Source organism: Amycolatopsis sp. NPDC006125 (assembly GCF_040614195.1).
Lineage (GTDB): Bacteria > Actinomycetota > Actinomycetes > Mycobacteriales > Pseudonocardiaceae > Amycolatopsis_E > Amycolatopsis_E tucumanensis.
In genome coordinates this window covers 1-21,267 of sequence record NZ_JBEXTZ010000074.1, presented here as the reverse complement: position 1 = coordinate 21,267, position 21,267 = coordinate 1, and the positions used below count along the sequence as shown (strand labels likewise).

At 72.1% G+C, this 21,267-nt stretch carries 19 protein-coding genes and 1 pseudogene; 9 read left to right on the top strand and 11 right to left on the bottom strand.

From position 1 onward, the window contains the following. Positions 1–561 precede the first annotated feature (561 nt). Positions 562–1,293: an IclR family transcriptional regulator gene (locus ABZ193_RS30560; RefSeq protein WP_020422825.1), complete on the bottom strand. Its 732-nt coding sequence runs from the start codon at positions 1,291–1,293 to the stop codon at positions 562–564. Between the two features lie 110 nt (positions 1,294–1,403). Here ABZ193_RS30560 and ABZ193_RS30555 point away from each other — a divergent pair, with 110 nt between their 5' ends. Together ABZ193_RS30555 and ABZ193_RS30550 are read left to right on the top strand one after the other, a co-directional pair. Beyond that, positions 1,404–2,699: an MFS transporter gene (locus ABZ193_RS30555; RefSeq protein ID WP_354712420.1), complete on the top strand. Its 1,296-nt coding sequence runs from the start codon at positions 1,404–1,406 to the stop codon at positions 2,697–2,699. Then, complete coding sequence (locus tag ABZ193_RS30550; protein ID WP_354712419.1) at positions 2,696–3,586, top strand: 2-hydroxyacid dehydrogenase; 891 nt, start codon at positions 2,696–2,698, stop codon at positions 3,584–3,586. Before ABZ193_RS30555 ends, ABZ193_RS30550 begins: the two co-directional genes overlap by 4 nt. Here ABZ193_RS30550 and ABZ193_RS30545 read toward each other — a convergent pair whose 3' ends face one another. From ABZ193_RS30545 to ABZ193_RS30535, 3 genes are all read right to left on the bottom strand, one after another. After that, positions 3,587–3,790: a hypothetical protein gene (locus tag ABZ193_RS30545; RefSeq protein ID WP_020422828.1), complete on the bottom strand. Its 204-nt coding sequence runs from the start codon at positions 3,788–3,790 to the stop codon at positions 3,587–3,589. A gap of 93 nt (positions 3,791–3,883) precedes the next feature. Next, on the bottom strand, positions 3,884–4,741 hold the full coding sequence (locus ABZ193_RS30540) for a Ku protein (RefSeq protein WP_027934710.1): 858 nt from the start codon (positions 4,739–4,741) through the stop codon (positions 3,884–3,886). A gap of 96 nt (positions 4,742–4,837) precedes the next feature. After that, a complete protein-coding gene (locus ABZ193_RS30535; protein WP_020422830.1) occupies positions 4,838–5,791 on the bottom strand; it encodes a YafY family protein in 954 nt (317 codons plus the stop codon). Positions 5,792–5,894: 103 nt separating this feature from the next. Between ABZ193_RS30535 and ABZ193_RS30530 the strand changes: the two genes are divergently transcribed. After that, complete coding sequence (locus ABZ193_RS30530; protein ID WP_354712418.1) at positions 5,895–8,180, top strand: LuxR C-terminal-related transcriptional regulator; 2,286 nt, start codon at positions 5,895–5,897, stop codon at positions 8,178–8,180. A 513-nt stretch (positions 8,181–8,693) separates the two neighbouring features. On the opposite strand, the gene ABZ193_RS30525 is transcribed toward ABZ193_RS30530, so the two are convergent. Then, positions 8,694–10,088, bottom strand: a complete 1,395-nt coding sequence (locus tag ABZ193_RS30525; protein ID WP_020422832.1) for a sialate:H+ symport family MFS transporter — start codon at positions 10,086–10,088, stop codon at positions 8,694–8,696. A 92-nt stretch (positions 10,089–10,180) separates the two neighbouring features. Between ABZ193_RS30525 and ABZ193_RS30520 the strand changes: the two genes are divergently transcribed. Next, positions 10,181–10,846 (top strand): FadR/GntR family transcriptional regulator, encoded by a 666-nt coding sequence (locus ABZ193_RS30520; RefSeq protein ID WP_354712417.1) that lies wholly within the window; start codon positions 10,181–10,183, stop codon positions 10,844–10,846. Between the two features lie 100 nt (positions 10,847–10,946). After that, on the top strand, positions 10,947–12,680 hold the full coding sequence (locus tag ABZ193_RS30515) for a pyruvate dehydrogenase (RefSeq protein ID WP_237340034.1): 1,734 nt from the start codon (positions 10,947–10,949) through the stop codon (positions 12,678–12,680). A 178-nt stretch (positions 12,681–12,858) separates the two neighbouring features. On the opposite strand, the gene ABZ193_RS30510 is transcribed toward ABZ193_RS30515, so the two are convergent. Continuing rightward, positions 12,859–13,944 (bottom strand): NAD(P)/FAD-dependent oxidoreductase, encoded by a 1,086-nt coding sequence (locus ABZ193_RS30510; protein WP_354712416.1) that lies wholly within the window; start codon positions 13,942–13,944, stop codon positions 12,859–12,861. Next, positions 13,941–14,402, bottom strand: a complete 462-nt coding sequence (locus ABZ193_RS30505; RefSeq protein WP_354712415.1) for a MarR family transcriptional regulator — start codon at positions 14,400–14,402, stop codon at positions 13,941–13,943. The genes ABZ193_RS30510 and ABZ193_RS30505 overlap by 4 nt, the downstream gene beginning before the upstream one ends. A 53-nt stretch (positions 14,403–14,455) precedes the next feature. On the opposite strand from ABZ193_RS30505, the gene ABZ193_RS30500 reads away from it, so the two are divergent. The 3 genes and pseudogenes from ABZ193_RS30500 (at position 14,456) to ABZ193_RS30490 (ending at position 15,942) form a co-directional block, all read left to right on the top strand. Beyond that, the gene (locus ABZ193_RS30500; RefSeq protein ID WP_123685300.1) at positions 14,456–14,788 is read left to right on the top strand and encodes a YnfA family protein; all 333 of its coding nucleotides are present in this window, start codon (positions 14,456–14,458) and stop codon (positions 14,786–14,788) included. A 40-nt stretch (positions 14,789–14,828) separates the two neighbouring features. Then, positions 14,829–15,011: a hypothetical protein gene (locus tag ABZ193_RS30495; protein WP_354712414.1), complete on the top strand. Its 183-nt coding sequence runs from the start codon at positions 14,829–14,831 to the stop codon at positions 15,009–15,011. Continuing rightward, positions 15,008–15,942 (top strand): annotated as a pseudogene (locus ABZ193_RS30490) (glycosyltransferase family 9 protein). Before ABZ193_RS30495 ends, ABZ193_RS30490 begins: the two are co-directional and overlap by 4 nt. Positions 15,943–15,952: 10 nt before the next feature. On the opposite strand, the gene ABZ193_RS30485 reads toward ABZ193_RS30490, so the two are convergent. Continuing rightward, positions 15,953–16,951 carry a TIGR03617 family F420-dependent LLM class oxidoreductase gene (locus ABZ193_RS30485; RefSeq protein WP_237340038.1) on the bottom strand — a complete coding sequence of 333 codons (999 nt, stop codon included), beginning with the start codon at positions 16,949–16,951 and terminating at the stop codon, positions 15,953–15,955. A gap of 10 nt (positions 16,952–16,961) precedes the next feature. Beyond that, positions 16,962–17,765, bottom strand: coding sequence for an acyl-CoA thioesterase domain-containing protein (locus tag ABZ193_RS30480; protein ID WP_020422840.1), 804 nt, complete (start codon positions 17,763–17,765; stop codon positions 16,962–16,964). A gap of 95 nt (positions 17,766–17,860) precedes the next feature. On the opposite strand from ABZ193_RS30480, the gene ABZ193_RS30475 reads away from it, so the two are divergent. Next, the gene (locus ABZ193_RS30475) at positions 17,861–19,009 is read left to right on the top strand and encodes an amidohydrolase family protein (RefSeq protein ID WP_237340039.1); all 1,149 of its coding nucleotides are present in this window, start codon (positions 17,861–17,863) and stop codon (positions 19,007–19,009) included. Positions 19,010–19,201: 192 nt separating this feature from the next. On the opposite strand, the gene ABZ193_RS30470 is transcribed toward ABZ193_RS30475, so the two are convergent. Next, the gene (locus ABZ193_RS30470) at positions 19,202–19,567 is read right to left on the bottom strand and encodes an RNA-binding S4 domain-containing protein (protein ID WP_237340040.1); all 366 of its coding nucleotides are present in this window, start codon (positions 19,565–19,567) and stop codon (positions 19,202–19,204) included. A gap of 2 nt (positions 19,568–19,569) precedes the next feature. Then, positions 19,570–20,859 (bottom strand): MFS transporter, encoded by a 1,290-nt coding sequence (locus tag ABZ193_RS30465; protein WP_237340041.1) that lies wholly within the window; start codon positions 20,857–20,859, stop codon positions 19,570–19,572. Positions 20,860–21,267: the final 408 nt, after the last annotated feature.

Sequence of the window (21,267 nt, the reverse complement as noted above, 5' to 3'; positions counted from 1 at the left end):
TCCACGGCTGGGCCGGCAAGTTCCCGTGCGCGGGGCGGTGGGTTCCACGGCTGGGCCGGCAAGTTCCCGCGCGCGGGGCGGTGGGTTCCACGGCTGGGCCGGCAAGTTCCCGCGCGCGGGGCGGTGGGTTCCACGGCTGGGCTGGCAAGTTCCCGTGCGCGGGGCGGTGGGTTCCACGGCTGGGTCGGCGAGTCCGTGCGCAGGGCGGTGGGTGCCCTGGACACCTCGCCAAGCAGGAGCGCGGAACCCACCCGCGAGCGTGGGACCCGCAGGGCGAGCGTGGATTCAATGCTGCGGTCGGCGCGCGGCCCAACTGCGCGCGCCCGGCCGCACGTCGCTTCGCGAAGCGGGCGCCAACTCCGCGCCCTGCGGCGCCTGGCCTCGGGACGCCGGGGGGCTGGGCGCGGGCGGCGCCTGGCCTCGGGACGCCGTGGGCGCGGCGCGGGCGGCGCCTCGGCTCGGGCGAGTGGCGTCGCAACGCGCTCAGCGCGGCCGCACCGCCCCAACCGCCGTGCCCCCTCCCGGCACCGGCGGCGCCGCCCTGGGCCTCGCCAGCCACTGTCAGCGCGGCAGCACCGCACCCAGCTCCCGCGCCGCTGCGTGGAGGGCGGGCACGAAGGCCTCCAGCTCGGCCACCGACATCCGATACGCCGGCGCCGCGGTGGAGACTGCGGCGATCGCGTGCCCGTCGGGGCCCAGCACGGGCACCCCGACGGCCCTTATCCCCGGCTCGTGCTCCTCGTCGGCGATCGCGTAGCCCTGGGACCGCACCGCGGCGATCTCCTGCGCGAACTCCGCCCGTGAGGTGATCGTCCGCGGCGCCAAGCCCGCCAGCTCCAGCGACTCCACCAGCGCCTCCCGGTCCGGCGCGAACGCCACCAGGCACTTGCCCATCGCCGTGCAGTGCAGCGGCCCCCGCTGCCCCGGCTCGCCCCGGATCTGGATCTGCCGCGGCCCCTGCACGGAATGCACGTACACCTGCTCGCGCCCGTCCAGCACCGCCATCAGCGTCGGCTCGCCGGTCTGCTCCGTCAGCGCCCGCAGCACCGGCAACGCCACCCCGGCGAACCCCCGCGCGTGCGACACCCGCTGCCCCAGCTCGAACAGCCGCACGCCGAGCGCGTACCGCTTCGACGCCGGATCACTGCGCGCGAAACCCTGTTCCTGCAACGAACCCAGCAGCCGGTGCGTCGTGCTCACCGGGTAGCCCGCCCGGCGCGCGAGCTCGGACAGCCCGACCCCGTCGGGGTACTCGCCGAGCAGCGACAGCACCCGCAGGGCCTTGCCCACCATGTCAGCCACACACCACCCCTTGACGTCTCCCGGTGGAAGTTCCACACTCATCGAGCACCACAATACGGAATAGCTTTCCACATCATGGAAAGAACGGCAAGGAGGCCGCCTTGGAGAGCCCGCCAGTGACCGGCATGGCCACCCAACCGGGCAGGCAGCGCTGGCTGCGCCTGATCCCGATCGTCTTCGTCACGTACAGCCTCGCCTACCTGGACCGCTCGAACTTCTCGATCGCCGCGGCCGGTGGCATGTCCGAAGACCTGGGCATCACGAGTTCGACGTCCGGTCTCATCGCCGCCTCGTTCTTCGCCGGCTACTTCCTGCTGCAGGTCCCCGGCGTGCTCTACGCCGACCGCCGCAGCGTCCGCGACCTGATCTTCTGGTCGGTCCTGGCCTGGGGCACGCTCGCCACGCTCCAGGGCCTGCTCAGCTCGGTCCCGCTGCTGATCGTCGTCCGCTTCCTGCTCGGCGCCGTCGAGGCCGCGGTGCTGCCCGCGCTGGTCGTCCTGCTCGCGCGCTGGTTCACCAAGGCCGAACGCGGCCGCGCCAACGCCTTCCTCATCCTCGGCAACCCGGTCACCGTGATGTGGCTGTCCGCCGCCTCCGGCTACCTCATCGAGGCCACCAGCTGGCGCGGCATGTTCATCATCGAGGGCGTGCCCGCCCTGATCTGGGCGTTCTACTTCCGCGCGCAGGTCCGCGACCGGCCGGCCGACGCGCCGTGGCTCGCCCCGGCCGAACGCGAAGCCGTGGACACCGCGATCGCCGCCGAGCAGGCCGAGCTCGCGAGCACCGCCGACACAACCGGAGTGCACCCGCTCCGCGAAGCCCTGCGCACTCCGGCCGTGCTGGTCCTGTCCGCGCAGTACCTGCTGTGGAGCATCGGCGTGTACGGGTTCGTGTTCTGGCTGCCGTCGATCGTGAAGGCCGGGTCGTCCGCCGGGATCGGCGCCACGGGCCTCCTCTCCGCGGTCCCGTACGCCTTCGCCGTGGTCGCGATGCTGCTCAACTCGCGCCGCTCCGACCGCACCAGCCGGCGCATCCGCTACGTGTGGCCGTGGCTGCTCGGCGGCGCGGTCACGTTCTACGGTTCCTACCTGGCCGGCCACGACGCGTTCTGGCTGTCGTTCCCGCTGCTGGTCCTCGCCGGGATCGCGATGTACGCGCCCTACGGCCCGTTCTTCGCGATGATCCCGGAGCTGCTGCCGCGCCGCACCGCCGGTGTCGCCGTGGCGCTGGTCAACGCCGCCGGCGCGCTCGGTGGCTTTCTCGGCACGTACCTGGTGGGCTGGTTGCGCACCGCGACCGGCACCGACGCCGCCGCGTTCCTGATGCTGGCAGGCACGATGGCCGCGTCCGCGCTGGTCCTGCTCGCCGTCCGCACGCCGAAGAGGAAGGTCGCATGACACCCCGAGTTCTGCTGCCCTGGTCCGATCTCACCGTCCCGGACGGCCTGGAGACCGCCTGCTACGACGGCACCGGCACGCCACCCGGCCTGGACGGCGTCGAGTTCTACGTCCTGCCCTACGACAGCGGGCCCGAGCCGCCGAAGCTGATCGCGAAGATGCCGTCGCTGAAGGCCGTGCAGTCGCTGTCCGCGGGTGTCGACAGCCTCCTGCCGCTGATCCCGGACGGCGTCACCCTCGCCAACGGCCGCGGCCTGCACGACCTCAGCGTCGCCGAGCACACGCTCGCGCTGATCCTCTCCGCGCAGCGGAACCTGCCGCGCTGGTTCCGGCAGCAGAGCACCGGCTCGTGGGACCGCGAGCACACCCGGTCACTGGCGGACGAGCGCGTCCTGCTCGTCGGCTACGGCTCCATCGGCAAGGCGATCGAGCGGTACCTCGTGGCCGGGGAGGCCGAGATCGTGCGCGTGGCGAGCACCGCGCGGGAGGGTGTGCACGGCATCGACGAGCTGCCGGAACTCCTGCCGTCCGCGGACATCCTGGTGCTGATCCTGCCGGACACCCCCGCCACCCGCGGCCTGATCGGGGCGCCCGAGCTGGCGGCGCTGCCGGACGGCGCGCTGGTGGTCAACGTCGGCCGCGGCACCGCGATCGACACCGCGGCGCTGACGAAGGAGGTCGTGGCGGGCCGGCTGCGGGCCGCGCTGGACGTGGTCGATCCGGAGCCGCTGCCGTCGGACCACCCGCTGTGGCGAGCGCCGGGCGCGATCATCACCCCGCACGTGGCGGGCGGCTCCGACTCGTTCTACCCGCGGGCGAAGCGGCTGGTGGAGCAGCAGCTCCAGCGGTTCGCGCGGGGCGAACCACTGGTCAACGTGGTGCGGTGATCAGGACGCCTGCGCGTACTCCACCACGTAGTCGGCCGTGCAGACGCAGCCGCCGTCGACCTCGTCGCACCGGATCGTCAGGCTGTGCCGCACCAGGTCGGTGTCGGTGCAGTCCGGTTCGGTGCACTCCACCAGGGCGTCCACGTGCAGGACGAGGGTGCCGTGGCAGTGGTCGAGGTCCCGTGCGCAGCTGGGGCACTCCATGTCTGACACCTTCCGCCGGTTCGTGTTGCGGCACCTTGGTACCACCGCGCTTCACCGGAAGGTGGGAGGAGGTCCCGGCGTGTCGGCGTGACGTCAGGCGCTCTTCGGCGAGCGGCGGCTGCGTGCCGGGGTCGCGGCCGGTTTCTTCGCGGCCGTGCGCTTGGCCGGTTTGCGGGCCTTCTTCGCCTCGCTGACGCTGGCCTCCAGCGCCGCCATCAGGTCGACCACGTCGGTCTTGGGCGAGCGGCCCTTCGGCCGGGTGGTCTTCTTGCCCGCGATCTTCGCCTCGATCACCGATTCCAGCGCCTCCCGGTACTGGTCGGTGTACTTGTCCGGGTCGAAAACCGGCTCGGACAGCGACTCGATGAGCGAGCCGGCCATGCTCAGCTCCTGCGGCCGCACCTGGGGCAGCTCGTCGCGCAGGAACCCGAAGTCCGGGGTGCGCACCTCGTCCGGCCACAGCATCGTGGTCATGACCATCACGTCGGCGTGCACGCGCAGCAGCGCGAGGGTCTCGCGCTGGCGCAGCGCGACCTTGGCGATGGCGACGTTGCCGGACTTGTGCAGCGCGTCGCGCAGCAGCACGTACGGCTTGACCGCGGCCTTCTGCGGCTCCAGGTAGTAGTGGCGGTCGAAGTGCAGCGGGTCGATGGCCTCGAGCGGCACGAACTCCAGCACGTCGATCACGTTGGAGCTGGACAGCGGCAGCTCCTTGAGGTCCTCGTCGGTGATGACCACCATCTCGCCGTCGTCGGTCTCGTACCCCTTGGCGATGTCGGCGTAGGGCACCTCTTCGCCGTCGATGGTGCAGAAGCGCTTGTACTGGATGCGCCCGCCGTCGCTGACGTGCACCTGGCGCAGGGACACGTTCTTGTTCTCGGTGGCCGCGTAGAGGTTGATCGGGATCGTGACCAGCCCGAACGACACCGAGCCCTTCCACATCGATCGCATCGCCGGGCCCTCCGCTCCCTGCCGACATAACCGCAGGTCGGACGTTACGCGAGAACCGGGCGCGCCACCAGGCGGCCAACCGGCCGCACCGGGTGCTCAGCCGCTGGTGGCGCGGGTGATCCGGCCGGCGAGCGCACGCAGGTGCGCGGCCAGTTCCGGTGGTTCGTGGACCTCGAACTCGCAGCCGAGGGCCAGCAGCCGGAACGCCAGCCAGTCGAGGGTGTCGGCGTGGGTCTCCAACCGGCAGGCGGCCGGGCCCGTCGCCGTCAGCTCGCCTGCGTTCTCCACCCGCGGGCGCATCTCCGCCAGTGGCGCGTGCAGGGTCACCACCGCGCGGTGCGTCGGCACCGTGCGGTTGAGCTTGGCCGTGACGAAGGCCGCCGCGTCGTCGGCGGGCAGCTCGCGCGGGGTGGTGCGGGCGCCGGTGCCGTGGGGGCGGCGGACGCGGTCGACGCGGAACAGGCGCCAGTCGTCGCGGTCGACGTCCCACGCCACCAGGTACCAGCGGCGTCCCGCGGCGACCAGGCGGTGCGGTTCGGCCAGGCGGCGGGATTCGCGGCCCTCGGCGTCGCGGTAGCCGAACCGGACGCGCTCGTGGTTGGCGATCGCGGCGGCCAGCGCGGCGAGGTCCTCGGGGACGACCGGCGGGCCGGGATCGGGCATCGGCACGGTCGCCGCGCCGAGCGTGCGCACCCGGCGGCGCAGCCGCGAGGGCAGCACCTGCTCGAGTTTCGCCAGCGCCCTGGCCGAGGCCTCGTCGATTCCCGCCACCGCCTGGCGGGCGGCGGTGCGCAGGCCGACCGCGATCGCGACCGCCTCTTCGTCGTCGAGCAGCAGCGGTGGCATCGCCGCGCCGGCCACCAGCCGGTACCCGCCCTCGGCGCCCATCGTGGACTCCACCGGGTACCCGAGCCCGCGCAACCGGTCGATGTCCCTGCGGATCGTCCGGGTGCTGACCGCGAGCCGCGCGGCCAGCTCGGTACCCGGCCATTCGCGCGGTGTCTGCAGCAGGGACAGCAGCGTCAGCAGCCGCCCCGGGGTGTCCGTCATGGTTCCAGAATGCGACCGATCGGTGACGGAAACTGACCTAGTTCATCATTTCCTCAGCATCACGACCCCACCGATCACCGCCCGGGCGAACTACGCTGTTGCGGTGGCGGGCACACTTCCGAGCGAGCTCACCAGTTTCGTCGGCCGGCGGCAGGAGCTCGCGGACATCCGGCGGCTGTTGTCCGCCGCGCGCCTGGTGACGCTGACCGGACTCGGTGGGGTCGGCAAGACCAGGCTCGCGGTGCGGGCCGCGGTCGGGTTGAAACGCGCGTTCCCGGACGGGGTGCACTTCGCCGAACTCGCGGATCTGGACGACGCGGCGCTGCTGCCCCAGACCGTCGCCACCGCGCTCGGCCTGCGGGACGAGGCCGTCGAGCCCGCGGACCGGCTCGCCCAGTTCCTCGGCGACCGCCAGGTGCTGCTGGTGCTGGACAACTGCGAGCACCTCACCGACGCGTGCGCGACGCTGATCGGCAAACTGCTGGCTGCGACCAGCGGGCTGCGCATCCTGGCGACCAGCCGTCAGCGGCTCTCGGTCGAGGGCGAGCACCTGCTGCCGGTGGAGCCGCTGAGCCTGCCCGACCGCGAGGGCACGACCGAGGGCGCCAGCGGCTGGGACGCGATGGCGCTGTTCGCCGACCGCGCCGCCGCCGTGTCGCCGGGGTTCGCCCTCACCGCCGAGAACGAGGCGCTGATCGCGACGATCTGCCGGCACGTCGAGGGGCTGCCGCTGGCCATCGAGCTGGCCGCGGTGTGGTTGCGCACGCTGTCGCTGACCGAGCTGAACGACCGGCTGACCGACCGGTTCGCGCTGCTGAGCGAGGCCTCCCGCACGGCACCGCCGCGGCAGCAGGGCCTGGAAGCGCTGGTCGACTGGAGCTACCGGCTCTGCCTGCCCGCCGAGCAGCGCGCGTGGGAACGGCTGTCGGTGTTCCGCGGCGGGTTCGACCTGCCCGCGGCCGAGTTCGTGTGCGCGGGCGACGAGATCGGCGGTGACTCGGTCTTGGGCGTCCTCGCGGGACTGGTCGACAAATCGGTTCTGGTGCGGGTGCGGGAGACCTACGGGCACAACGCGCGCTACCGGATGCTGGAAACGCTTGCCGAGTTCGGCGCGGCGCGGCTCGCGGAGAACGGTGATCCGGCCGGTTCCACGCGGCGGCACCGCGATTTCTACCGCGAGCTGGCCCGCCGGTTCACCGAGGAGAAGATCACCCCGCGTCAGCAGGAGTGGATCTCCCGCATGCAGAGCGAGCACGCGAACCTGCGCGCGGCGTTGGAGTCGTGGCTGGAGGAGCCGGATCCGCGGCCGGCGCTGGAGATGGCGGGGAACCTGTCGACGTTCTGGATCGCGGGCGGGCACCTGCTGGAGGGCAGCCGGTGGCTGGACCGGGTGCTCCAACTCGACGGCGGCCCGTCGCGAGAGCGGGCGCGCGCGTTGCACGCGTCGCTGCTCACCTGCACGTGGCTGGGGGTGCGGCGGGGGTTCGCCGGGCGGCTGCGGGAGTACCGGTCGATCGCGGCGGAGCTGGACGACCGGGTGATCAGCGTCGAGTTGCTCGTGTGCGAGGGGGTGAGCCGCTACTTCCTCGGCGATCCGCGGCGGGCGTGCGAGTTGCTGGAGGAGGCGCACGAGGTGTGCCGGGCGGCCGGGCACGACGGGCTGGCGTTGCAGATCCTGCCGTACCTGGCGCTGGCGCGGTTCGTGCTGAGCGAGCCGAACGCCGAGGAGGCGGGCGAGCAGGCGGTCGAACTGTGCGCGGCGCACGGGAATCCGCCCTGGTACACCGCGCTGGCGGTGTGGGTGCTGGGGCTGGCGCTGTGGCGGCGCGGTGATCTGCAGCGCGCGGAACGCCTCCAGCGCGACGCGATCCGCCTGCGCGAGCCCGCGGGCGATCATTCCGGGATCGCGCTGAGCCTGGAGTCGCTGGCCTGGTGCGCGGCGGCCGACCGGCGGTTCAACCGGGCCGCGCGGCTGCTCGGTTGCGCCGCGACGGCGTGGCGCTTGTCCGGGGCGGGGCGGATCGAACCGGCGCTGCAGCAGGTTTCGCAGACCCACGCCGCACTCCCGGCGCGCGAGGCCCTGGGACGGCAGGTGTTCGAGCAGGAGTACGCCCGCGGGGCTTCGATGACGTTCGAAAAGGCGGTCGCGTTCGCCCTCGACGAGCGGCGGATGTCGGCGGCGCCGGCCAGCCCTTCGCGCAACCCGCTGACCGCCCGCGAATCGGAAATCGCGGCACTGGTCGCGAAGGGGCTGAGCAACCGGCAGATCGCCGGACAGCTCGTCATTTCCCAGCGCACGGCCGAAACGCACGTCGAGCACATCCTCGCCAAGCTGGGGTTCACTTCGCGGAGCCAGATCGCCGCTTGGGTCACGGCGAATGAGGCTTGAGGGGTTGGGGTTGGGGTTGGGGGTTGGTTCGTTGGCGCCAGGGTTTGGCTCGGCATTTCGTGGGAGGCGAAGCGCTGAAGGGACCGTTCATCAAGGCACGGTTGGACATCTCAGGGCACTGAAAGCCCGAATGGACCACTCATCGCGGCACGGCTGAACATCTCGTGACGCGCAAGCCATGAACGGTCCATTCATCGAGGCACGGCTGGGCAGCTCGCCACCCGCAAGCCATGAAAGTCCATTCACCGGCACGTGACTGGACACCCCATGCCACCAAGACTCATGAACGGACCGTTCATCCCTGCTCCACTGGGCAACTCGCAGACCCAAGCCATGACTGGACCATTCATCGCGACACGACAGGGAATCTCGCGCCACCCGCAAGCCATGAACGGTCCATTCACCCCAACACCACCAGCCCCCTCGCGCGGACCACCCGAACCCCACCCCGGGTTCCCCCATCACCCCAACACCACCAGCCCCGCGCGCAAACCCCCGAACCCCACCGCGGGTTCACCCAACCTCCGCGCCCTCCCGCCGCCGGAGGCGCCCGACGCGCCCAAGCCGTGCAGGCACGTCGAAACCGACCAGCACCGCGGTGAGCACCGTCAACCCGGCCGCGAGCCAACCCAGCGCCGGCCCCAGCCCGATGTGCCCGGCCACCTGCGCGCCGAGCAGCGGGGCGACCGCGCCGCCGAGCGCGCCGACGTTGTAGGTGAACCCGAGGCTCGCCGCGCGGAGGCGGGTCGGGAAGTGGTCCCCGATGTACTTCGGCAGCAGCCCCGAGATCCCGGAACTCGTGCCCTGCAACACGAACAGCAGCAACCAGACCAGCACGATGCTGCCCGAGCCGAGCGCGAACGCCGGGAACACGAACACCAGCGACAGCAGCAGCCCGCCGACGTACGTCGCCCGCGTGCCGAATCGGTCGCCGACCACTCCGGCCAGGCACGAACCAGCCGCGTACCCGAGCCCGGCCCAGGTCAGCGCGTTCGCCACCTGCCCGGCGTTGTAGTGCAGCTCCGTCTTCAGGTACGTGGGCAGCAGCGACTGGATCGGCCACGAGTACAGGAACGCGCAGAACACGGTCAGCATCAACCCCACCGCCACCGGCCACGCTCGGCCGCTGATCTGCACCCCGAACACCACGAACCCCACCACGCACAGCGCGATGTACAGCGGGTACAGGCTCCCCGCGTGCCCCGAGAAGATCAGCACCAGACAGGTCGCCAGCACCACCGCCACGACCACGTTGAGCGGCGCCCACCGCCGGTTCAGCAACGCCGACGCGCTCGTCGAGCCGCCACCGGAGCCGACCTCCTCGGCCCAGTCCTTCGCCTCGGGCAACGTGCGCCGCAGCCACAGCGCCACGAACACCGGCAGGATCCCGATCCAGAACAGCCACCGCCAGCCGAAACTCGGCACGATCAGGTCGTAGGCACGCGCAGCGAGCACCGTGCCGATCGGGTACGCCGACAGCAGGAACCCCGTCGCGCGGTTGCGCAGCCCCTTCGGCCAGCTCTCCATCACGTACGTGCTGCTCGACCCGTACTCCCCCGCCATGCCGAGGCCGACCACGACCCGGAAGATGAACAGCGACCAGTAGTCCCAGGCGAACCCGCACAGCGCGGTGCCGACCGCGTAGAGCACGATGGATGCGATCATCGCCGGGCGGCGGCCGAAGCGGTCGCCGAGCGCGCCCAGCGCGAGCCCGCCCAGCCAGCGGGACACGAAGGCGGCCGACACCAGCGTGGACGCGGTGGCCAGCGACAGGTCGAACTCGTCGCGCAGCTCGGTGAGCACCAAGGTGATGATCACGAAGTCGAAGCCGTCGAGCAGGTAGCCGAGCCACGCTGCGCCGAACGCCTTCCACTGGCCCGGACCGAGCCGGCGGTACCACGGGTTCATGTTCCTTACCTCTTCATCGAGGGCTAGTCGTGGGACGTTGGACGTCGTATGATGCTGCGGACGTTAGCCGACGATTCCGGATGGTGGCAAGAGTGCGGACACTGCGCAGCCAGGAACTGGCCGACTCGATCGTCGAGCTGATCGACCGGCGGCGCCTCGGGCCCGGCGATCCCCTGCCGCCGGAGCCACGGCTGATGGAGGAGTTCGGCGCGGCCCGCAACTCGGTCCGCGAGGCGCTGCGCACCCTGCAGGCGCTGGGCATCGTCGAAATCCGCCACGGCTACGGCACCTTCGTCGGCGCGGCGAGCATGACCGCGCTGAGCCCGTCGCTGCTGTTCCGCACGCGCGCCCGCTCGCGCGACGACCTGAGCGGGCTGCGCGATCTGCTGGAGGTCCGGCAGATCCTGGAGACCGAGCTGACCCGCAAGCTCGCCCGGCAACGCGACGAGGAACTGCTCGAACAGCTGGCCGAGCGGGTGCGCCGGATGTCCGACCCGGCCACCGCCACGGCCGCAGACGGCGAGTTCCACGAGCTGATCTGCACCGCGGCGGGCAACGAGCTGGCCGCCGAGCTGATCCGCCTGTTCTGGAGCGTCTACCGGCAGACCGAGGCGCTCATCGGGGCGCCGCGCACGCCGTCGGACGCGCTGGTCGCCAAGCACCAGCGGATCGTCGACGCCATCGCCTGCGGCGACCCGGAGGCGATCGACGACGCGGTGCGCCACCACTTCGACGAGGTCCGGAGCCGGCTCACCTGATTGTGGCGAATTCGATTTTCGCCCGAAACGAGTGAAGTCGGGTGGACGTCCGCACCGCCGCGAGAGGACCCTGGGTCCCAGGAGCAGAAGGGGTGGGGCGATGGCGACAGTGGCCGAGCAGATGGTGCGGATCCTGCGGGACAGCGGTGTGCGCCGCATCTACGGGATCGTCGGCGACAGCCTGAACCCGGTGGTGGACGCGGTGCGCCGCACGCCGGGCATCGAGTGGGTGCACGTGCGGCACGAGGAGACGGCGGCGTTCGCGGCGGCCGCGGAGGCGCAGATCACCGGGCGGCTCACCGTGTGCGCCGGCAGTTGCGGTCCGGGGAACCTGCACCTGATCAACGGCCTGTACGACGCGCACCGCAGCGGGGCGCCGGTGCTGGCGATCGCCTCGCACATCCCGTCCAACCAGATCGGCACCGGGTTCTTCCAGGAGACCCACCCCGAGCAGTTGTTCGCCGAGTGCAGCCACTTCAGCGAGCTGGTGTCGCAGGCGGAGCAGATGCCGCGGCTGCTGCGGATCGCGATGCAGACCGCGGTCGGGCGCGGCGGGGTGTCGGTGCTGAGCATCCCGGGTGACGTGTCGGAGCGGCGGGCCACCGGCTCCGCGGCCGAGACGGTGCACGTGGTCGAGCCGTCGCCCGTGGTGCCGCGGGAGGCGGCCATCGCGGAGCTGGCCGAGGTGCTCGACAGCGGCGAGAAGGTGATGCTGTTCGCCGGCGCCGGCTGCCGGGACGCGCACGACGAGGTGATGGCGCTGGCCGGCCGCCTGCAAGCGCCGGTGGGCCACTCGCTCGGCGGCAAGGAGTGGATCCAGTTCGACAACCCGTACGACGTCGGCATGAGCGGCCTGCTCGGGTACGGCGCGTGCTACGACGCGATGCACGAGGCGGACCGCGTGGTGCTGCTGGGCACCGACTTCCCGTACGACGGGTTCCTGCCGCAGGCGCGCACCGTGCAGATCGACACGAACCCGGCGCACCTGGGCCGCCGCACACCGCTGGACCTGGCGGTGCACGGCTCGGTGAAGGAGACGCTGGCTGCGGTGCTCCCCCGCCTGCGGCAGCGCACCGACCGGTCCTTCCTGGACCGCATGCTGCACGAACACACGCGGCGGCTGGAGAAGGTGGTCGACGCGTACACGAAGGACATCGAGCACCACACCCCGATCCACCCCGAGTACGCGGCGGCGGTGCTGGACGAGGTCGCCGCCGACGACGCGGTGTTCACTGTGGACACCGGGATGGGCAACGTGTGGGCGGCGCGGTACCTGACGCCGAACGGGCGGCGGCGGGTGATCGGCTCGTTCCGCCACGGCAGCATGGCGAACGCGCTGCCGCACGCCATCGGCGCCGCGCTGTCCTCGCCCGGCCGCCAGGTGGTGTCCATCTCGGGCGACGGCGGACTGGCGATGCTGATGGGCGACCTGCTGACGCTGTCGCTGTACGACGTGCCGGTGAAGGTGGTGCTGTTCAACAACGCGTCGCTGGGCATGGTGAAGCTGGAGATGCTGGTGGACGGCCTCCCGTCCTACGGCACGGACCACACGCCGGTCGACTTCAGCGCGATCGCCGCGGCGTGCGGCATCTGGTCGACGCGGGTCGACCACCCGGGCGAGGTGCGGTCGGCGCTGACGAAGGCGTTCGAGCACCAGGGCCCGGCGCTGGTCGAGCTGACCACGGACCCCAACGCGATGTCCATCCCGCCCAAGATCACGAGCGAGATGCTGCGGGGCTTCGCGCTGGCCGCGAGCAAGACGGTGCTGAACGGCGGGGTGGGCAAGATGGTCGAGCTGGCGCGCAGCAACCTGCGCAACATCCCACGTCCCTGAGCGTCGCCGCGGACCGGCCTCGCTCCGTAGATGCCGGCCAGCATCCACGGAGAGGGCGATCGGTGGCTTGATCACCTCGCGCGCGGCGCCATCCGCGGACGGCAGCGCACGTCGCGGCAGGACTTCCGCACCTCACCCCCGGCGTGACCGCCCACCGCCACGCGCGGGGCTGCCGTGGTCAGTGCGGCTTGAAATCCGGGTAGTAGGCCGCGGCCGCCTTGGCGGTGTCGACGTTCCGCGGGAAGAGGTCCGCTTCGTAGGCGCGGATGGCCGCGTCGATGTCCTCGGGCTGTTGCGCGATGGCGTTGCCGAGCCGGCCGGCGTCGAAGAGCGCCCAGTTCGCCCCTTCGCCGTCCGGCGGCGCCAGGTGGGCGGCGTCCCCGATAAGCGTGACCCCGGGAACGTGTTCCCAGCGGTGCCCGATCGGCAGCCCGTACAGGGGTCGGAAAACCGGCGGGATGTCGCTGTCCGCGACCAGCGCGACGAGCTCCGGCGCCCACCCCTCGACCATCGCCGCGACAGTGCGGGCGGCTGCGGGGCCGTCGTCGAAGTCGATGCCGTCGAACCAGTCGAGCGGCTTGTCGAACATGGCGTAGGAGTGCAGCGTGTCCGCGCGCTCGCGCTGCACGCCGAGTCCGATGCCGGTGGTTTCGTCGTAGGCCGTCATCGAGCCGCCGCCGACCAGGGCCAGCGTGGCGGGGTGTCGGGTGCCGCTGTCGAACAGGTACGTCTCGATCATCGAGCGCCCGGCGTAGGTGGGCGTGGCATCGGAAAGCAGTGGCCGGACCTTCGACCAGGCGCCGTCGGCGCCGATGAGCACGTCGGTGACGATCTTTGATCCGTTGGCGAAGGTAACTTCGTGACGACCGTCCTCGAGGGTCCGGACGCTCCGGGTCTTGTGGCCCCAGACGACCGAGCCGGCAGGCAGGGAGTCCAGCAGCAGCTGCCGGAGCTCGCCACGCTGCACCTCGGGGCGGCCTCCGGCGGGGTCGTCGGGCACGTCAGCCAGGACGGTGCCGTCAGGCGCCACGTCGCGGGATGCCTGGCGTCCTTCGAGGACCAGGGACCGGAAGCCGTCCATCAGGCCGGCGGCACGGATCCCGTGCTGTCCGTTGTAGTCGTGGATGTCGAGCATGCCGCCCTGGCCCCGGGCCTGCGCCGACGTCTCCGCCTCGTACACCGTGGACGGGATTCCGTGCACCGCCAGGGTTCGCGCCAGCGTCAGCCCGGCAAGACCGGCCCCGATGATCGTGATCTGAGTCATGCGTGCGTTCCTTGCTGCTGATGGGTGAAGGGCGGGTCGATCCGGGATGCGAGCTGCGCCAGGAGGTCATGGAGCCGCGCCCGGCCCTCCGCGCCCAGCGGCGCGAGGATCGACTCCTCGACCCGGTCCATGGCCTCTTCGAAACCCTGGATCAGTTCGGAGCCGGCTGGGGTGACGCGCACCCGGCGGCTGCGTGCGTCATCCTCCTGCGCCTGGCGTTCCACGAGCCCGCGGCGCTCGAGCCCGGCCAACAGCCGCGAGACACCCGGCGCACTGGTGCGCATGGCCCGCGCGACGTCCCGCTGGATGGCGTCCGGGTTCTTGGTCAGGTACGCCAGCACCGCGCTCTGCTCGTGGGTGAGGCCGCGTTCCCGGATCCAGTCTTCGGCGATGCGCCGCTGTCCCCACACGACCCACCGCATCAGTTCCAGCGTGCTCTCCCGCTCCGGCTCGCTCATAGTTAACATGATAACTGTTGCGTAGTTAACTATCAACCGCTTAGGGTCGCGGCGTGCTGGTTCTCCGTTCGATCGCACTGTTCGTGCTGGCGGCGCTCGCCGAGATCGGTGGCGCCTGGCTCGTCTGGCAGGGTGTCCGCGAGCACCGCGGGTGGATCTGGATCGGCGCGGGCGTGATCGCGCTCGGGTTGTACGGCTTCGTCGCCACCCTGCAGCCGGACGCCAACTTCGGCCGCATCCTCGCCGCCTACGGCGGTGTGTTCGTCGCCGGCTCGCTGGCCTGGGGCGTGGTCGCCGACGGGTACCGGCCCGACCGGTTCGACGTCATCGGCGCGCTCATCTGCCTCGCGGGCGTCGCGGTCATCATGTACGCCCCGCGCGGCTGAACATCGTTTCACCGACCGCGCCGGGGGTAGCAGCACAGCCGTGGGGCACGTCGTGGCGATGCGGGCGCTCAAACTCGGGGATTTCCTCGTCACCGTTCCGGCGCTCAAGGCGATCCGCCGCGCGTGGCCGGACCACGAGATCATGTTCGCGACCTCCGGCTGGCTCGGCCCGCTCGTCGAGCTGACCGGCTGTGTCGACACCGTCTGCCCACCCACGGCATGACCCCGCTCGACCCGCGGGCCAGCCACCCCGCCGTCGCCGTCAACTTGCACGGCACCGGCCCGCACAGCAACGCCGTCCTCGACGCCCTCGGCCCCCGCCGCCGCATCGGCCACAGTGGACACGGCTGGCCAGGTCCGAAGTGGATGGACGACCTGCACGAACGCGACCGCTGGTGCCGCCTGCTCACCGAGCACGGCATTCCCGCCGACCCCGGCGACCTCCACCTCCCACCGCCCCCGCGCACCAGCCCCGCGCCGGGCGCGGTCGTCATCCTCCCCGGTGCCGCCTTCGGCAGCAAACGCTGGCCCGTCGAGCGCTTCGCCACCGTCGCCCGGGCGCTCCGCGCGGCCGGTCACCGCGTGGTGATCACCGGCAGCACGTCCGACAGGACCTCGCCGCCACCCTCGCCGCGCCCGCGGACCGCCTCGCCGGGCGCACCGGCCAGCTCGACCTCGCGGCGCTCGTCGCCCAGGCCCGGCTGGTGATCTCCGGCGACACGGGCATCGCGCACCTCGCCTGCGCCTTCGGCACCCCGTCGGTCACGTTGTTCGGCCCCGTCCCGGCCCGGCACTGGGGACCGCCACCCGGCCCGCACCGCGCGTTGTCGGCCGACGAGCTGCGCCGCGGCGACCCGTTCTCGCCCGATCCGGACCCGGCGTTGCTGCAGGTCCAGCCCGCCGACGTGCTCGCCGCGGCCGCGGAGCTGGTTTGCGCGCCTGCGGAAGTGGTAGCCGGGAGCGGACGAAGGGAGGCGATCGTGCCGGACGAGAAGCACGACGAGCTGGCCGAGTCGAGGCAGGCATTGGCCGAGGCGAAGGAAGCGGCGCGGGACGCGAAGCTCACGCGGCCCCACGAGCAGGCCGAGCAGGAGGGCGCCCCGGCCGAACACCCGCCTCACCAGGAGGACGACGACCACTTCTCCCCCTCCTGAGGGACGCGACCTACGCGCGCACCGCCGCCGCGACCTCGGCCACCAGGCCCGGATCCGCCTCGTACGGCAGGTAGAGCGTCGCGCGCGTGAACAGGTCGCCGTAGCGGCGCCGCACCTCGGCCGCGACCTCGTCGGGCTTGCCCACCACGGCGATCGCGGCCAGCAGCTCGTCGTCGACGAGCGTGCCCATCCGCTCCCACTCGCCGCGCCGGGACAGCCGGTGCAGCTCGTCGCCCAGCTCGCCGCGGTCGTGCAGCTCCAGCACCCCGCGGTAGGCCGGCGTCGAACCGTAGAACGCGATCTGCCGCCGCGTGCCCGCGAGCGCGGCGGCGATCTCGGCGTCCGACCGGCCGGTCACCACCATCGGCGAGCCGACCAGTTCGAAGCCGTCCAGCGAGTCCCGCCCGGACCGCAGCGCCGGCACCGTCACCTCGCGCAGGTACCGCTCGGTGGTGAAGCCGTGGCACAGGAAGCCGTCCGCGACTTCGCCCGCCACGCGCGTCATGCCCTCACCCACGCCCGCGAGCAGAACCTTCGGCGGACCGTACGGGTGGGGCTGCGGCGTGAACATCGGGGTCATCACCGTGTGGGTGTAGAACTCGCCGCGAAAGTTGAGGCGCGCGCCGCTGTGCCACGTGTCCCAGATCGCCCGCAACGCCAGCACGAACTCGCGCATCCGGGCGACCGGCTGCGACCACGGCATCGAGAACCGCCGCGTGACGTGGGTCTTGATCTGCGTGCCGAGGCCGAGCAGCAACCGTCCGCCGGAGAGTTCCTGCAGGTCGTTCGCGGTCTGCGCGACGGTCATCGGGTTGCGCGCGAAGGCCACCGCGATCGCCGTGCCGAGCGTGACGCGCTCGGTGACCGTGGCGCCGAGCGCGAGCGGCAGGAACGGGTCGTGCTTGACCTCGGTGGTCCACACGCCGTCGAAACCGTCGCGCTCGGCCCGCCGCATCGTCTCCCGGGAGTCGGCCGGACTGGAGAACGGGACCGCGAAATCGACCTTCACCCGCCGAACGCTACCGCCTGCGGTTCCGGAACAGGCACTCCTGCGCGAGGCTCGCCAGCAGCACGCCGTCCCGCGTGCGCACGGTGCCGGTGTACCAGCCGCGGCCGCCCGCGACGCTCTGCGGCACCAGGTCCATGTGCACCCAGTCGTCGAGGCGGCCCGGCCGGTGGAACCACACCGCGTGGTCCAGGCTCGACGACGCGGACGCCTCCTCGTTGCCGAAGGCCGCGACGCCGGACGAGATGTCCGACAGGTAGGTCAGGACGCAGGCGTGGATGAGCGGGTTGTCGGGCAGTTCGAGCTTGCAGCGCGCCCAGAAGCGCGTCGGCCACTGGCCGTCCGGGTAGGGCTGCGGCGGCAGCGCGCCCTGCATCGAGAACAGCCGCGGCATGCCGCCGCCGGGCAGCTGCTCCGGATCGCCCTCGGGACGCTCCGGGTGCGCCTCGCGGTCGACACCCTCCTCGCGGCGGTGGAAGGACGCCGACATGTTGAAGATGACCTCGCCGTTCTGCACGGCGACCACCCGGCGGGCGGAGTAGGAGCCGCCGTCGCGGTCCCGGTCGACGTGGAAGATCGTCGGGCGCGTGGCGTCACCCGGGCGGAGGAAGTAGCCGTGCAGCGAGTGCGGCAGGCGGTCCTCCGCCACGGTGCGCCCGGCCGCGGCGAGCGCCTGCGCGGCGACCTGGCCCCCGTAGAGCGGCAGGGGGTCGTCGAACACGAGGTTGGCGCGGTAGAGGTCGCGGTCGATCTCCTCGAGGTCGAGCAGGTCGGCCAGGGTGGGCTCGTCCACCGCTTTCTCACTGACGGCGTGCATTACCGCACGGTAATACAGGAAGTACGCGCGGGCAGGCGCTGGTAGACGGGCATCACAACGGGCGGGACGCCCCTGCCCGGGGGACACTGAACCGCATGCGGCGACTCGACGAAGTCCGATCCGGGCCAACGCTGGCCGAGCACGTCGCCGCCGCGCCGCTCGTCGACCACCACGTGCACGGCGCGTTCACGGTCGAGCTGGAGCGGGCCGAGTTCGAGGGGCACCTCAACGAGGGTTCGCCCGACCCGATCCCGCCGTGGATGACGCAGTTCGACTCGCAGCTCGGGTTCGCGGTGCGGCGGTGGTGCGCGCCGGTGCTCGACCTGCCCGAGCACGCCCCCGCCGACGAGTACTGGAAGCGCCGCACCGAGCTGGGTGTGGCGGAGGTGACGCGGCGGTTCCTCGGCGGCGCGGGGGTGAGCGACTGGATCGTCGACACCGGGTACGCCACGAGTTCGCTGCTCGGGCTGGAGGGCATGGAGTCGGCCTCCGGCGCGCGGGCGCACGAGGTGGTGCGGCTGGAGGCGCTGGCCGAGGAGATCGCGCTGGAGAACGTGTCCGGGCGCGACTACGCCGACGCCTTCACCGCGCGGCTGGCCGCGCGGGCCGAGAACGCGGTGGGGGCCAAGTCGATCCTGGCCTACCGCACGGGCTTCGACATCGACCTGACGCCGCCGTCGCCGGCCGAGGTGACGCTGGCGGCGGACCGGTGGCTGGACACGGCGGGCGACGAGCCGCGGCTGGACGACGAGGTGCTGATCCGGTTCGGCCTGCACGCGGCGATCTCGCGAGGCCTGCCGCTGCAGCTGCACACCGGGATCGGCGACCGGGACCTCGACCTGCACCGCGTCAACCCGTTGCACCTGCTGGACTTCCTGCGCGCGACGCCGGACGTGCCGGTTCTGCTGCTGCACTGCTACCCGTACCACCGCGAGGCCGGGTACCTGGCGCAGGCATTCCCGAAAGTGCACTTCGACGTGGGGCTGGGCATCAACCACACGGGGGTGCGCAGCGTGGCGGTGGTGGCGGAGTCGTTCGAGCTGGCGCCGTTCGCGAAGCAGCTGTACTCGTCGGACGCGTGGGGGCCGCCGGAGCTGCACTACCTCGGCGCGCTGCTGTGGCGCCGCGCGGTGACCACGACGTTCGGCCGGTGGGTCGCCGAGGGCGACTGGTCGGAGCCCGACGCGCGGCGCGTGGTGACCATGATCGCGCGCGACAACGCGCGGCGCGTTTACCGGCTTTGAGCGCGTAGTGAGCCGGCGCGGGGCCGCCACACCGCAGCACGGCAAGCCGCGTGGCGACCATGCGCCACGACGAGCCCGCCCGGCTCAGCGGCCTCAGCCACGCGATGCGGCAAGGTCCCGCCGCTCACCAGCCACGGCCCGCGTCGCGACACGGGCCGGCCGCCGCGGCTCACCAACCCGCGCCCCTGTAGCTCACCAGCCCTGGCCGCGCAGCCGGTCGAGCAGGCGGCGGTCCCGCTTCGTGGGGCGGCCCGCTCCGCGTTCGCGGCGGGCGACCGGCGTCAGGGCCTCCGGCGGGGGCGCCGGGGTGCGGTCGATGTAGCACGCGGCCGCGTCGGGGGCGCCCACCCGCTTTTCGATGACGCGCACGACCTCGACGATCCGCGTCCGGTCATGGACGCGCGCCCGCACGGTGTCGCCGGGGTGCACGCCCGTCGCGGGCTTCGCCGGGCGGTCGTTGACCCGCACGTGCCCGCCGCGACAGGCCGCGGCCGCGTCGGATCGGGTCTTCGTCAGACGGACCGCCCACAGCCAGCGGTCCACGCGCGTGGACTCCATGGTCATCCATCTTGCCTCGCCGGCGCCTTGACCGGCAGGATCGCCACCAGCCCGGCCGCGAGGATCAGCACGATCCCCGCCATGCCGGCGCGCTGGCTGTCGAAGATCGCGATGAACCCGCTGAACGCCAGCGGCCCCAGGAAGCTCACCGCCCGGCCGGTGGTCGCGTACAGGCCGAACGCCTCGCCCTCCCGCTCCGGCTCGACGATGCGCGCCAGGAACGTCCGGCTCGCCGCCTGCGCCGGGCCGAGGAACACCGACAGCGCCAGCCCGCACACCCAGAACGTCGCCTTGCCGGGCAGCGCGGTCAGCGCGACGCCGATGATCACCAGCGCGATCAGCGACGTCACGATCACGGTCTTGGGCCCGAGCCGGTCGTCCAGCCGGCCACCGCTGACCGCGCCGATCCCGGCGGTCACGTTCGCCACGATCGCGAACATCACGACCTCGGTCTGGCTGAACCCGAACGTTCCCGCCGCGACCACGCCGCCGAAGGTGAAGATCGCGGTCAGGCCGTCGCGGTAGATCGCGCTCGCGGCGAGGAACCACAGCGTCCGCCGGTCCGTCCGCCACAGGTGCGCCAGCCGCTTGGCGAGCACCTTGTAGCCGGAGAGGAAGTTGCCCCTGGCCTGTTCGCGGGACGGCGGGTTCTCCGGCACGAACAGCAGCACCGGCAGGGCGAACACCAGGAACCACACCGCCACGAACAACGCCACCGCGCGGATGTTCAGGCCGTCCTCGGAGGTGACGCCGAAGAGCCCGACGTCCGGCTGCACGAACGCGAACAACACGATCGCGAGCGCGATGACACTGCCGAAATAGCCCATGCCCCAGCCGAAGCCGGACACTCGGCCCATCGTCTTCGGCGTGGACACCTGCACGAGCATCGCGTTGTAGTTGACCTCGGCGAACTCGAAGAACACGCTGCCGACCGCGAGCAGGATGAGGCCGGCCAGCAGGTAGGACGGCTCGTCCTGGACGAAGAACAGCCCTGCGGTGCAGGCGATCGCGATGGCGCTGTGGATGCCGAGCCAGAGCTTGCGCCTGCCGCCGACGTCGCTGCGCTGCCCGGTGACCGGGGCCAGCAGGGCGACCGCCACACCGGCGATCGTCAGCGCGACGCCAAGCGCTTGCGACCCGCTTTCCGTGTCGGCGGCGACACCGTCGGTGAGGTAGACGGAGAAGACGAACGTGAGGATGACGGCGCTGAACGCGGACGCTCCCCAGTCCCAGAACGCCCAGCTCAGCACGGCTTTGCGCGCGCCCGGCGAGGCCTTGGCGGTGACGGTCACGGCATGATTGTCCACGAGCCGGATGAACCGCGCCGCCCGGCCGGGTGAACGGCGTCACGCCCCGTCGCGGTGGTGCGCGGGCTAGCGACTTGGATGTCTGGAGGGGGCCGAGTCGGTGCCCGGAAGGGCAAGACGGCGGCGGGGTTTGACGGTGGGGGCAACGGGGTGCGGCCCCGGGCCGCGCTAAGCCGGGGGGCGGGATTGCCGGGCGGCCGTTGGCCGGTGGGGCGACACGTGGGCGGGGGGGCGGGGTTGCCGCGCCGAGCGGCACTCGGGCGGTGGGGCGGCTTGCCGAGCCAGGCGGGCAGTCACCGGACGGCCCAGTCAAGGAGAACGACCACGGCGTCGACGCGCTTCGGTACATGGTCGCCGAGCGGGACCTCGGCGGTCGGCCACGCGTGCGTTTCC